Here is a 14,208-nt window from a genome sequence, read left to right on the forward strand (position 1 = left end):
ATCGCGCATGATTAAAAAACCAGCCTTATTATTAATTTTAAGTTTGTTTTTACAAGGCAACCGCCCTTTTGCGCCCGATATAACCAAAATCGAATTACCGGATATGGGCGACTCTTCCGGCACGTTGATATCTCCTGCTCAAGAACAACAACTAGGCGAGGCATTTTACCGAAGCCTTCATTCGCAAATCGTCATTAGCCAGGATGCCGAAATTCAGCAATATATCGAAGGAATCGGTCGGAAACTGGTGGCCAACAGCGACACCCCAGGCAATCCGTTTCATTTTTTCGTAGTCATGGATAACGCGATCAATGCTTTCGCCGGACCAGGCGGTTACATCGGCATCAATTCGGGACTGATATTGACATCCGAGGCGGAAAGCGAACTTGCTTCTGTGATGGCACATGAGATCGCTCACGTTACCCAACGCCATCTTTACCGTGCGTTCGAAGCCGCCAGCCGTCTGTCTATACCGACCGCAGCGGCGACTTTGGCGGCGATCTTAATCGGCACACAATCACCGGAACTCGCTCAAGCGGCAATCATGGCCGTTCAAGCAGGCAGCATACAGTTTCAGATCGATTTTACCCGCGATAATGAACAGGAAGCCGACCGGGTCGGTATGCAAACGCTTGCGGCATCCAATTTCGACCCGCGTAGCATGCCGATTTTTTTTGAGCGTTTGCAACAATCCAGTCGTTACTATGGACGGGGCGTTCCTGAATTTTTAAGGACTCATCCGGTAACTTCGTCTCGGATCTCCGACACCCGTGGCCGAGCCGAAAAATATCCCTACCAGCAATACCCCGATTCAATGGGTTATTTGTTGACGCGGGCAAAGCTCAGAGTACTTAGCGCCAACGATTACACACCAGTTTTAAATTATTTCAAACCTCGACTTAGTCAAGGCACGCAACAACAACGAGCCGTCGCTCGTTACGGAACGGGTCTTGTCCATCTAAACACAAGAAACTTCCAAGAAGCCGAACAAATTTTCAAGGCCTTGACCCAGGAATATCCCGAGCAACCTCAGTTTGCGACAGCTTACGCTCGATGCGCATTGGAGGCACAAAACTTTTCGAATGCATTATCACGCTATCAAGCCGCAATGCAGCAATTCCCCGGTAACCAAGCGATCAAGCTCGAGACCCTATCCGCGTTGCTGAAAGCCAGCAAACCCGAACAAGCCAGACAAATTTTGCAAATGCTGGACGCGAATACAAAACGGCAACCCGTCTATTTTAAATTGCTGGCACAAATCTACAGCGATCTGAAGCAACCGGCCGAATCGCATCGCTATCTGGCTGAATTTTATTATGCAATGGGCCAAACCGACGCCGCCATCACGCAAATCAAGCTCGCACAAAAATCGCCAGGAATCAATTATTACTTATCGGCAATTCTTAACGAACGATTGGTTTTTTTTATACGTGAAGAAGAACAGCGTAAACGCAACCAATAAAACCCAACTCTTTTACTTGGTTAGAAATAAACTGAATGCAACCTGAATAGCTAGTTACAACTGGCAGGCATTGCCGTTCAATTTACCAAATAAGCAATTACTAATCGTTTATATCCCGTTGTTTTTACTATATGTTTTCGACCCGAAACTATTTTTTAACTAAAATCGTTTTTTTTGATAGACATCACTAATTTCAATGATATAAAATTCTTTCCAGCTTACGGAGTGAGCCCGATTAAATAATCGGTAATGAGGAGGACAAGGCTTAAACGCCTTGAATTATAACAATAACAAACGAGCAAACTGCTTAGTTGTCTTGGCGACAACAACGTTCAAATAAATAATAACAATAACAATCTGAACACGCCCGCTTTATGCGGGCTTTTTATTGCCTGAAATTTTGTTACGGCATTCGCCTCAACAAAGTTTTGACACATCCCTGTGCCGGAAAATCACGTCTTGTTACAGTCGACAACAACCCTCGAACATCACATACTCAAGCGGACACCTATCCAACCCGCCCTTGGCATGCCCGGAGAGACAAAACGGCCATCCTCATAATCGTCGCCCAACACTTCATCGGCTTCGCCGTAAACGCCAAATGTGTTGTAGTTTGCATCGAAAATATTATCGATTCGGCCGAATAACGCAAAGTTGTCGGTAATCTTATATTCAGCCCTGCCGTTGAACAGCCAGTAACCGCCTAATTTAGCATGTTGATTGGCTTCGTCCCCCCGGTAATACCGAGCACCGCTATAGACACCATCGATACCGAGCATTAATTTTTGCCACAAATCGACGCCGACCGAGGCCTTGAACATGTGCTCCGGGAGCCCCGGAATTCGGCGGCCTTTATCGACCCAAACGCCATCCTCGTTATCCTCGTCAACCGGATCTTGAACCCTGAATCCGCTTAAAAACCGTGCATTCAAATAGGTGTAATTGGCCGAGAAATACCAATCGTCTATCGTGCTGAACAGCTGCGGATAAGCGATCGAGGTACCGGCCTCTATGCCGTAACGCCGTGTCTTGCCGATATTGCTGAAAAAACCTTCGCTGATGCTGTCGCCGCCGCGCTGAAAAATGATGTCATCGGAATTGATGGTATGGAAAAAACCGAGATTCCATTTCAAGTCGCCTTTACCGAGCAATTCGTCCAAATCACCCCGAAAACCGCCTTCCCAAGTTTTCGCGACGACTTGTGCCAACGGAGGATCGGCGACAAACGAGTTCGGTAGTTTACACGGCGCCTCGGGATCGGCGCAGCTGAGTTCCATTGGCGTCGGAGCCCTGGCCGATTCGCTGTAACTGCCGTACACAGTCAGGTTGTCGAAAATGCGGTACGTCAGGCCGGCTGACGGATTGAGCCGCTCGAACGTATGCGAGCCGTTCAAGTTTTTTTCCGCATCAGTGATATAACCGTCCGACATATTCATATGAATATAGTTATAGCGTCCCGCAACCGTCGCGACCAGGTCGTCGGTGATCGAAAAGCTGTCGGACAAAAACACGCCGACCGCCGAAGTATCGGTATTCAAGCGTACTCTCGATTCATCGACCAAAATGCCGCTACGCGTCGTACCGCGTGTTTCGGTCAATGACCCCAATTCGGTATCCGATTGAAAATGCACTTCGGAATAATCGTAACTGACGCCGACAGTCAGGTTGTTTTTGTGGCCGAACAAGTCTTGGCCGAAAGCCGTCTGTATCGTGCCGCCGCGGCTGCGCATGTTGGTCTGACTGAAATTGTTGGTCGCACCTTCGACGCTGTCGGATGCGAGAACTTCGTTACCATTGATATCGACGACACGCTCTTCGTCATCGCCCTCTTCTTCGCACAGGAAACCGGCATTGCCCGGATCTTCACACGCTTCATAATCGCTGTCGTCGCCATTGAAGGTCTTGATACGATTCTGCCTGAAATAAGCATTACCGCTGAGCACGATGTCGTCGGTCAGGTCGTACTTGCCTTCGAGTTCGGAAAAAAACATACGCGTGATAGTCCGATCCGGATGAGTAAAAATTGCGTTTCGGTCTTCCTTCAGCAATTGTACGGGCACCGCACCGTTGCCCAGCAACTTGTTGTCGTTCGCGCCGAGCGTCAAATCGAGCGAGCCCCTATCGCCGCGCCAGCTCAACGTGCCGAACACTTGGTCTGCCTTGGTCGGGGAAAAATCGCGCCAACCTTCTTCCTCGAAATGACGCAGATCGATAAAATAGCCGAACGTGCCGTTGTTCCAACCGCTGGTCAATTCCTCCGAATGCCTGTCCCAGGAACCGCCATAGACTTCGAGCTCATGTTTCGGCGCGGAAAAACCGGTCTTGGTCTTGATCGAGATAGCTCCGCCCAAGCTGTTCAAACCGTAAACCGGGTTCGACGGATACAAGGCCATCGACTCGATCGCACCTTCCGGAATCAAATCCCAGTTCACGGTATCGCCGAACGGCTCGTTGAACCTGACGCCGTTGACATAAGTCGACAAACCCTGGGGCAAACCCAACAACGGCGACGCGACGAAACCGCGATAATAAATATCCGGTTGCAGCGGATTGTTTTGCGCTTCGTTGACATGTACGCTGCCCATATAGCGATTCAAATAGTCGGCCAACGAGATGCTTTGAGCTTTTTGCAAATCGTCGGCATGCGCCGTCTGAACATGGGAAGGTATTTGATCGATCGGCACTTCGGAGCCTGGTATCGGCGACACGCCGACCACCTCGACCTTTTCCAGCTCCATGATATCCTGCCCTGCTTGTACCGCCGTAGCACCCGAAAGACCAAGAATCGCAATAGCTATTTTTTTCATAATCCCCTCTAGACTAATTTAGCCGCATATTGTCGACGGTTGGTCAATTAAAAAATAGTCGCACCCAATAAAAAGGAAAATTTCCCAAATCGACCATTGCAAATCAACCCGCTCTGCGTGCTCAAAATCTTATTCGTTTCTTGTATGTAAACTCTTTAAAATAACGCTACTATTCTTAAGTTATTTTCAAAACCACTCAACCGGGCCGCACTCATGACACAATCCACTTTCTCGACGACCATTCAAGATTATTTTTTTCGCCAATGGGAAACCATCACTTCGAGCGACCGCTATCAAAAAATCATGGCATTGCCTCCCGCCCAACGCCGGCTGACGTGGACCGGACTCTTTGCCGCTTCGCAAGTTGTCGTTTTCGGTAGCCTCTATCTGATTTTCGGCGAAATCGTCGTGATCGGCTTCTTGGCAAGCATTCTGGCCGGCCTCGCAACAGGAGCCGGAGCCCTGCCTGCCCTATTCTTTACCGAAATATCGAAAAATCTATTTAATAGCCTCTTAGGCGCGGCTGCCGGCGTAATGCTTGCCGCTACCGCCTTTTCTCTGCTGGTGCCGAGCATCGATTACGGCAACCAAATTTGGCCCGGCAACGGGCTTTGGGTGGCCTCTTTAGGTATGATGATCGGCGCATTGTTTCTCCATTTTGCCGACCGCAAACTGCCTCATATTCATTTCGATAGCATTTCCGATCAACATCTAAACTCCATAAATAAAATTTGGCTGTTCATTATTGCGATCACGATCCATAATTTTCCGGAAGGTATGTCGGTCGGCGTGAGTTTCGGCTCGGGTGATATGAAAAACGGCATCGTCCTGGCAACAGCAATTGCTCTGCAAAACATTCCGGAAGGCCTCGCCGTCGCACTTCCTTTAGTTGGCTTAGGCTATAACAAATGGAAAGCGGTCGGTATCGCAACTTTAACCGGCCTGGTAGAACCGGTTGGGGGATTATTAGGCATCACGATGGTTACGATTTTCACGCCGATTTTACCGATTGCGATGGGCTTCGCCGCCGGCGCAATGTTATTCGTCATCAGCGAGGAAATCATTCCCGAAACCCATTCCGAAGGCAGGTCCAGGCACGCCACATTTGCCTTGATGATCGGTTTCATCATCATGATGATTTTGGACAACTTACTCGGCTAATTTACTATTCACTACTACCCACATTAAAAACCATTAATTTCAAAAAACCATGGATCCTATTCATCTACAGTGGCAACAAATTTCAAGCCTGCTTTTTTCCGATAATCTTGCCGAGTTTTCCACCGCTTCATTGACCTCTTTCGTACTGATTGCAGCTGCCGAAATCGGCGATAAAAGCCAGTTAGTCTGCATGACCTTGGCCGCCCGGCACCGCGCTTTACCGATTATTTTAGGCGCAATTGCCGCGTTTGCGCTGTTAAATACTCTGGCGGTCATTTTCGGCGCAGCCATAGCAAAATGGCTGCCTGAATACATCGTGGCCGCATCCGTGGCCGTTTTATTTGTTCTATTCGGAGCGCATGCACTCCGTGTTAACGAGGAAGAAGACACCGATGAAGTGATCAAAGAAAAAAGTGGACACGGAATTTTCTTCACGACCTTTTTTTTAATTACCGTCGCGGAATTCGGCGATAAAACACAATTGGCGGTCGCGGGATTAAGCAGCACCACCCTTCCCGCCGCCGTCTGGCTAGGCTCAACTGTCGCGCTAGCCATGACTTCGATACTGGGAGTTTTGGCCGGCCGAACACTAATGAAAAAAATTCCGTTATCGACGCTCCATAGACTCAGCGGCATTATTTTTATAACACTTTCAATCGTCGCCGCGCATAAAGCCTATACCGCATATACCGGCACTTTAAATCTCTAGCTTTTGATTCCCTTACCAAAATAAAAGTTTTTAATAATAGTTTTTGACATGTTTCTTCGATCATGTTAAAAATTGTCCCGTCGTGGAAATTCAATTTCGGCGAACAAGCTCTATAACTGACTTTTATAGAGTCCCCCTTTGAGGAGAAGGGGATTAATAACACTACTAAAATAACAAGAGGATAATAAAATGGCAGAAGCACAAGAAAAAGATACTTTTTGGCTGTGGATAGGCGCACTTATTCTTGGCACAGTAATCGGCGTATTCTTGCTGAAAGGCAGAGAAACCGAACATCTTGAAAGCAAAGCTGTCGGTCAAAGCGAAGCTCAAGTTCAAGCCGCAGAACAAAGAAGAAAAGCGGCTAAAAACGTTTTCGTAGAATAAAAACGTAAAAAAAGCCCTCCGCCCACAAGGCGGGGGGTTTTTTTATACCTGAAATAAATTACCGCCCCACAAAACACCTACTCTGCTTTAATAAACCCTGCTTATTGTAGCAATCCTCCGCCGCCCCACTTTTGCCCATCGCCACCGTTAAGCGCACCATTTCGGCAACAAAACACTTCATCTGTTTCCACGCATCTTTGCCAGCAAACATAAAAAATCGTCCACTACAATAAAAAAGGCATAACTATTGCTTGCTCATATTGGTTTTGCTAAAACCCCCTCTTGCAAACCTCATATATTCGGACATGGACTACAATCAATCTTTATTTCCTTATTTTCAACCCATTCTCGGTGCTGCCAGCGGCAACATAGTCGGCTACGAAGCCTTGGCCAGACGCCGCGACGAAAACCGCCGAATTGTGTCCGCCGGAGGGCTTTTTTCCGATCCTGAAATCGCCAACACGGAACGCATCGAATATGACCGCATCGTCAGACGCCTTGCACTGGAGAAGTTCACTCTTTTACCCGGAAACAGTTATCTTGCCATCAATATTTCAGCGGCATGGCTGGATTTACTCGATAACCTCCATGCTATCCCCACACTCCGCATGATCGATGAATTAGGAATCAATCACCAGCGTATCATCATCGAGATTACCGAAGCTCAAGGCGATCTACACAAACTCGCCGAAACGGTGAAAATTTACCGCAAAAACGGCTTAAAAGTGGCCATCGACGACTTCGGCACCGGGTTTTCACAACTCGAAAGAGTCATGGCCATTAAACCGGACTTTATCAAATTGGACATGCGCTTATTCAAAATGGCCGTAAAAGGCGGCATCGCCAGCGATGTTGTTCATTTACTATCCAGACTCGGAAAGCTCAACGGCTGCAAAATTGTTTGCGAAGGTATCGAAACCGACGACGAATTTTTTTTCGGTCTACGTTGCGGCGCTCAATTCATGCAGGGCTTTCTATTTTCAGAGGCTACGCCAGACTTCGCCCCTACGGAAAAATACAGTCGCCATATCGCCTCGCTACGAAAAAAATTTCTACAGAAAACAGTTGAGACCGAACGTAAAAAAATCTCTCGGATTAACTTAATAAAAAACTTGATAGCACAATTGCAAGATGCACTACAAAATGACTTCAACTTAAATGAACTCGCGGAACGACCTTTCGAAAAAAGCGGCATCCTCCGATTCTATCTATGCGACAATCAAGGTACGCAAATTTCATCAAACTTTAATTTCAAACTCGGAAAATGGTTCGAAGACCCTAAGCAAATCGGCTTTAATTGGTCGTGGCGGCCTTATTTTTATCAACTACTGGCATTAGAACAAGCGGAGACCACCTCTCGCCCAGTCGCCTCATCGCGATACAAGGACTTTAACACCGATCAACTGTGTAAAACCCTGGCAATCCGGTTAGATAACGACCGCATCTTATTGGTCGACATTACCGCTGATTGGGATTAAGGATGGCTATGTATGCGTTAATAGTTGATACTTTTGAACTGAAAGCCAACATGAAACCCAAGGATACAACTCTGAATAACTTTCCTATATTCAATATCGTGCTAATGGTTGTAAGGAGGGTACGGTTGCTCGATTGACAGGTGTCGGCGGCAGGGAAAGCCGCCGTCAAGCCTACATGGATGTATTTACCCAGCACCTAAATTATCTATGTAATCAATCATGGCCAAAAGGCTATGAAATTTAGGTGCTGGGTTTACGGCGTCCTGTCAAGCGAGTAATCGTACCCTCTTCCACGCTCAGTGTTTTGGAAAGCAATCATAGACTATTTCCTAAATGGTTTATTTAGTAGCAAAGAGAACCGTTTCAACTGCTATACCTTTCGCATTTCAAGTTTCGGCAGTGCCTTAGGAGGCGCCGGGGTGCTCGACAAAGGCTTTGCCAGCATGGAGCTGGCATAGAGCCTACATGGACGTATTCACCCAGCACCTAAATTCCACAGCCCATTGGCTAGGATTAATTATCTTGGATAATTTAGGTGCTGGGTTCACGGCGTCCTTTGACGGGCACCCCGGCGCCGAATTTTGATCTCCTATGGGTATAACGCGAACATAGCCTTAAGGATTGGGTCGTAAATATACCTTTTGCTAGTTAAATTTCGGCGCCGGGGCACAAGTTCCATTAGGTGAGGGAATATAGAACCAACATGGAAGTATCTACCCAACACCTAATTCCATAGCCCATTGGCTATGATTAATTGTCTTGGATAATTTAGGTGCTGGGCCTTTGACGAACACCCCGGTGCCGAATTTTGATCTACGGTGGGTATATTAATCGACTTTTAGCCGATGCCCCATCCTCTCCGACCGGAAATCCATGAAAACCAAGCACCATTATGTATCCTTATCTCATTTTTTCAGATCTTGATGGCACCTTATTGGGTCATTACTCCTACTCATTCGCACCATCTAAGGGCGTTCTAGCAAGAATCGCAGCCCATAAAATCCCGCTTATCCTAAATTCCAGCAAAACACTGCCCGAAATCCTCGACATCCGAATAGCGCTCCACAATAACGACCCTTTTGTGGTCGAAAATGGGGCTGCAATCTATATTCCGGCTAATTTATTTAGCGAATATACGGCACCACTCACACCCGTTCGCCTAGGCCCCGATTACGATGAAATCTTAGCCGTCTTGCAGAGACTCAAAGCCGAGCATCACTTTCCTTTTACCGGATTTTCAGAGCTCAGCCTCGAAGCCGTCAGCAAACTGACCGGCTTAGCCTTGACCAAAGCGGCGATGGCCAAACAAAGAACCGGCTCAGAACCGCTGCTTTGGCAAGGCGGCAATGCTGAATTAGCGCACTTCGAACAAGCCCTGGCAAAAAACGGACTAAAACTATTGAAAGGCGGCCGTTTTTTTCATGCACAAGGGCAAAATACCGATAAGGCCAAGGCCATGTATCAACTGATTAAGCTCTATCATCGAAACTATGGCATCGACTTTACCAGCATCGCGCTTGGCGACAGCCAAAATGACAGAGCCATGCTCGAGCAAGCAGACCTGGCTGCGGTCATTCGCAAAAAGTCAGGCACATCTCTTGCAATAAATAAACCTGATGCTGAAGTCATCTATACTCAACATCAAGCCCCCGAAGGATGGCGCGAAGCGATGGAGGCTATTTTCAAACGTATCGACGGAGGAGCCGACCATGAGTGATTTTTTTCAAAACGGTGCAATTACGACCTTACACCGCCTGCAACATAACCGACTGGCCGAAATGGAGAATGAATTACTGGCCTTTTCCAAAGAGAGGCCAATGGCGTTAGTATTGCCTTCGCTCTACTCGGAACTACAAGGCCCGGCACTGAATAACATTATCGAGCAAATACGAGAAATTCCTTATTTAAGCCAGATTGTCATCGGACTGGACCGTGCCGACCGTAGCGAATTTAACCATGCTCGTGAATTTTTCAGCAAACTGCCGCAGCCCCATAAAATTCTTTGGAACGACGGGCCCAAATTGCAAGCGATCGATCGCTTGCTTGCCGAAGAAGGACTCGCGCCGATCGAACCCGGTAAAGGGCGCAATGTCTGGTATTGTTACGGCTATGTTCTCGCCTCGCGCCAAGCGGAAGCGGTCGCGTTGCACGACTGCGACATATTGACCTATAACAGAGAACTGCCGGCCCGACTGTTTTATCCTGTCGCCAACCCCAGCTTTAATTATGAATTCTGCAAAGGCTATTATTATCGGGTCGCCGATAATAAACTAAACGGACGGGTCTGCCGTCTATTAGTCACGCCGTTGATCAGAGCACTAAAACAAGTCATCGGCAATATGGATTATCTCAATTATTTGGACAGCTTTCGTTATGCTTTGTCCGGCGAGTTCGCCACTCGCGTCGACAGTCTCAAGGAAATTCGCATACCGAGCGATTGGGGACTGGAAGTCGGTGTATTGTCCGAAATCTACCGGAATCATTCCAGCAATCATATCTGTCAAGTGGAAATAGCCGATGCTTACGATCACAAGCATCAAGAGCTATCGGAAGAAGATGCCAGCCGCGGATTATCCAGGATGAGCACCGACATCGCCAAGGCAATTTACCGCAAACTGGCAACGCAAGGCGTGATTTTTAACAAAGAAACGTTTCGAACCCTAAAAGCAACGTATTACCGAACCGCGCTCGATGCGATCGAAGCGTACTACAACGATGCCTGTATCAACGGCTTGAAGTTGGATCGGCACCAGGAGGAAAAAACCGTCGAATTGTTTACTCGTAATATTATGCGCGCCGGCGATTCTTTTCTCGACAACCCAATGGAAACCCCGTTCATGCCAAGCTGGAACCGAGTCATCAGCGCAGTCCCCGACATCATGCAGCGCCTGGACGAAGCCGTCGAAAAAGACAATACTCAGTAACCAAGCAACCAGCCGTTTGAACTTCGATGAAGCGGAATGGAATAGCGGCAGAGCCGACTCGCCTTCCCCCCTATCCCACTGCGTTTCATCGAAACACCCACCTACCCGCCTTCAAATTTTATCATCCGGCAAACTGTCGAGCGGCAAGCCGATATGAAATCCTTGGCCGAAATTAATCCCCATGCTTTTCAATAAATCAAAAATTTCCTCGGACTCGACAAACTCGCCGATCGTCATAATATCGAGCTCCTGACACAAATTCGACAAATTGCGCACCAGCGCTCGGTCGATCCTGGAATTGACGATATTGCGCACGAAAGCGCCGTCGATCTTGACATATTCGAAGCGTAATTCGCGCAAATAATGGAACGAATTATAACCGCTCCCGAAATCGTCCAAAGCAAATGCAAATCCCTTTTTGCGTAAATTGGTTAGAAATTTCCCCATATGCGTAATATCGCCGATTGCGTCGCGCTCAAGAATTTCGAACACGATACTGCTCGGCGGCACCTCCAATTGTGCACATAACTCCTCCGCATAACCTAAAATTCCGCGGCCTTGAATTTCCTGAGCCGATAAATTGATGAACAAACGTTTCGGTCGGCCCTGCGTCTGCATGATCGCTTTATTGGCCTCGATGACCTTACGCACCATTATCCGGTCCAACTCACGGCCCAAACCGTATTTTTCGATCGTTTCAATGAATTGACCGGCGGCTGTAATTTTGCCGTCGGTCTCGATCAAACGAGCAACCGACTCATACGCAAAGACTTCACCGGTTTTGCAATCGACAATCGGCTGAAAATAAGGTTGGATGCGCTCTTCGCGAAGCGCCAGCCGCAAATCTTCGACAAACGAACGGCTATCGCGCATGATTTGCGTCAAATGTGCAGCCGCATCGAATTCGCAAACTTCGTTCTTACCCAAGCCCTTGGCTTTATATAACGCCACATCGACGCCCGACATTAAATCTTCGACAGTCTGCATGTCGCGCGGATAACTAATGATACCGACCGATGTCGTAATATGGAAAGCCTTTTCTGTCGGCGTTTTGAAGGCAATGCTTTGCAAATTGGCCCGGATCGACTCGGCCGCGACCTTAGCGCCTTCCGGCGAAGTTTCCGGCAGAATGATTGCGAATTCATCACCGCCCATACGCGTTGCAATATCGCCCTTGCGCATATGAGATGTAATCGATTCTGCGATTATTTTCAATACCTCATCGCCTAATGGATGCCCGTATAAGTCGTTGATATCCTTAAAATCGTCAAGATCGAGCAACAATACCGAAAACTGATGATTATGCCTTTCCGATCGCCCGATCTCGTATTCCAGCATATCGTTAAAATAACGGCGATTATGAATCCCGGTCAAAGGATCATGTATCGAATAATATTCCAATTCGGAAAGCGTTCGGCTCAATACTTTACTAGACCCGACCACCATCACCATTACCGACAACAAAGAACGAACGATTGCTTGTTCTTGGGCCGTTAATGTATTAACCGAGGCATAGGCAATGCCTAAAAGCCCATCTAAACCGTAAGCCTGGTCAGGGACCGGCACGGTAATCATCTTGATATCGCAGACATCGATTAAATTAACCTCGCAAGGAATCTCATACTCTTCGATATCGAGCAGCGCATTGTCCGGTAACCCGAGTTGACTTAGCATGTCCTTGGCAAGGCGGCCGCGAACTTCTTGTTTTGCCGCATCGGAGTAATTACCCATGTAATAAAAATACAAGGACAAACCATGCTCTTCGGCAAACGCGATAAAGAAAAAATTAAACGGAAAAATTTCATGAAAACCGATCAGGATCTCCTGAACAAACTCCTTCCATTGCGATACTTTCTCATGCGAAAAGATAATATTTTCCAGTACTTGGCTCTGCCGCTCGAGCAGACCCTTTTCCACCAACACCGAAGCTAAATAAGAGGTGGTATCACCCAATTCGTCGACTACCGATTTCAAATATTTTCCGTTTTTATACCATTGCCGCTGCCTCTCATCGACCAGCTTTTCGAAAGCCATGTCAAGGCTTTGACAATCTGTGATCGCTTTACGGAACATCGCGACGGTCACCGGATCGTCGATACGCGCCAGGACTTGTTCAAAATTTTCTAGAATCTCACCATGGACACGACGCACCAAAGCACTGATTGAAGATGCGAAACTTCGAGTTCGCGTTTGACTTTCAAGAAGCGAAAAAAGCTGGTTCATCAAGCGTACACGCAAATCCTCGATATGATCGGGATATGCAGACGCTCCTTTACCAGAATCATGACGCATTTCGGCTCTCCATCTCGAAATGCCCGCTTCTGGTCATTAAATCGACACCACATTGAAGCGTTTTAAACCAATTCAAAAAATCTGCTACGGCCCGCCCTCGATAAACCGGCCCATGCTGAGGAGCCAGCATCTCGATATCCAAAGCCGATACGGCATCGACCCAAAGACGCGCGGCTTTGTTGGAAACCATATAGCGGCGGTGGAATCCTTCTATGTAAGGTAAGTGCGCGGCAAAGTCGTCAACGAATTCATATTCGACATCGACAGGCAACATCGCTGCACCAATATCGCCGGTGAACAACACTTTGGCTATAGGGTCGTATACATTGATCTGACCCTCTGAATGCAAGAAATGCGCGGGAACCAATTGCAATACAAAATCTTCAGCAAAGCGGCACTGCTTTCCCGCATCCGGAACCCCAACAAATTGAGCCATGCTGGCAATACCATAGTGCGGCAAAAAGCGGAGCCAGATGCTGGACACATATACGGGAGCATCGGTTAACTCCAACCAAGTAGACAATCCGCCGACAATATCGGGATCTTGATGCGACAAAATAATCGCTTTGATTTGTTCGGTCTTGATGTAGCGCAACAATTCGGTGAGCACACTCGGCATCACTCCGAATCCGCCCGGATCGAGCAAAACGCCATTATCGCCATGCACGACGAGATATTGATTGGAACGAATCCCCTCCTCCTCGCCGGGTTCGCTTTCATTCAATAGTACGAATTTATGCACACCCGAATCGAACAGTTTAATGTTACGCATAAAATTTTCTCCTCTTTTATAGTTTACTAATTTCCATTATCACAACCAGCATGCCGACATTTTGCATTACATATCAAAGCTCTAAAGAATTCATGCAAAAACCCGCACACCAAATTATACCGACATCAAAACTCTACCCAATAACCTTATGAATAACAAGGATAAAAATCACAACATCAAACGCCTTATTCAAACCGAATCTTTCTTAAAATATCCCAA

10 protein-coding genes are annotated in these 14,208 nt (G+C 47.4%); 7 read left to right on the top strand and 3 right to left on the bottom strand.

The window, feature by feature from the left end; genetic code table 11:
• The first annotated feature begins 7 nt into the window (after positions 1–7).
• The gene (locus tag ACINK7_RS16480) at positions 8–1,462 is read left to right on the top strand and encodes a M48 family metalloprotease (protein WP_404356918.1); all 1,455 of its coding nucleotides are present in this window, start codon (positions 8–10) and stop codon (positions 1,460–1,462) included.
• Between the two features lie 488 nt (positions 1,463–1,950).
• Here the strand turns inward: ACINK7_RS16480 and ACINK7_RS16485 are convergent, their stop codons facing one another.
• Positions 1,951–4,269 carry a TonB-dependent receptor gene (locus ACINK7_RS16485; protein ID WP_404356920.1) on the bottom strand — a complete coding sequence of 773 codons (2,319 nt, stop codon included), beginning with the start codon at positions 4,267–4,269 and terminating at the stop codon, positions 1,951–1,953.
• A gap of 213 nt (positions 4,270–4,482) precedes the next feature.
• Between ACINK7_RS16485 and ACINK7_RS16490 the strand changes: the two genes are divergently transcribed.
• The 6 genes from ACINK7_RS16490 (at position 4,483) to ACINK7_RS16515 (ending at position 10,925) form a co-directional block, all read left to right on the top strand.
• Entirely contained in the window at positions 4,483–5,430 is a 948-nt protein-coding gene (locus ACINK7_RS16490; RefSeq protein WP_404356921.1) for a ZIP family metal transporter, read from the top strand.
• Between the two features lie 49 nt (positions 5,431–5,479).
• Positions 5,480–6,139 (top strand): TMEM165/GDT1 family protein, encoded by a 660-nt coding sequence (locus tag ACINK7_RS16495; RefSeq protein ID WP_404356923.1) that lies wholly within the window; start codon positions 5,480–5,482, stop codon positions 6,137–6,139.
• A 189-nt stretch (positions 6,140–6,328) separates the two neighbouring features.
• Complete coding sequence (locus ACINK7_RS16500) at positions 6,329–6,523, top strand: hypothetical protein (protein WP_017842585.1); 195 nt, start codon at positions 6,329–6,331, stop codon at positions 6,521–6,523.
• 305 nt (positions 6,524–6,828) lie between these two features.
• A complete protein-coding gene (locus ACINK7_RS16505; protein WP_404356924.1) occupies positions 6,829–8,001 on the top strand; it encodes an EAL domain-containing protein in 1,173 nt (390 codons plus the stop codon).
• A gap of 892 nt (positions 8,002–8,893) precedes the next feature.
• Positions 8,894–9,718 carry an HAD-IIB family hydrolase gene (locus ACINK7_RS16510; RefSeq protein ID WP_404356926.1) on the top strand — a complete coding sequence of 275 codons (825 nt, stop codon included), beginning with the start codon at positions 8,894–8,896 and terminating at the stop codon, positions 9,716–9,718.
• Complete coding sequence (locus ACINK7_RS16515) at positions 9,711–10,925, top strand: glycosyl transferase (RefSeq protein WP_404356928.1); 1,215 nt, start codon at positions 9,711–9,713, stop codon at positions 10,923–10,925. The genes ACINK7_RS16510 and ACINK7_RS16515 overlap by 8 nt, the downstream gene beginning before the upstream one ends.
• 111 nt (positions 10,926–11,036) lie before the next feature.
• Here the strand turns inward: ACINK7_RS16515 and ACINK7_RS16520 are convergent, their stop codons facing one another.
• Positions 11,037–13,217, bottom strand: coding sequence for a putative bifunctional diguanylate cyclase/phosphodiesterase (locus ACINK7_RS16520; protein WP_404356930.1), 2,181 nt, complete (start codon positions 13,215–13,217; stop codon positions 11,037–11,039).
• Entirely contained in the window at positions 13,207–13,989 is a 783-nt protein-coding gene (locus ACINK7_RS16525) for an MBL fold metallo-hydrolase (RefSeq protein ID WP_404356932.1), read from the bottom strand. Before ACINK7_RS16525 ends, ACINK7_RS16520 begins: the two co-directional genes overlap by 11 nt.
• Positions 13,990–14,208 lie beyond the last annotated feature (219 nt).

This window comes from Methylotuvimicrobium sp. KM1, from assembly GCF_044788715.1.
GTDB lineage: Bacteria > Pseudomonadota > Gammaproteobacteria > Methylococcales > Methylomonadaceae > Methylotuvimicrobium.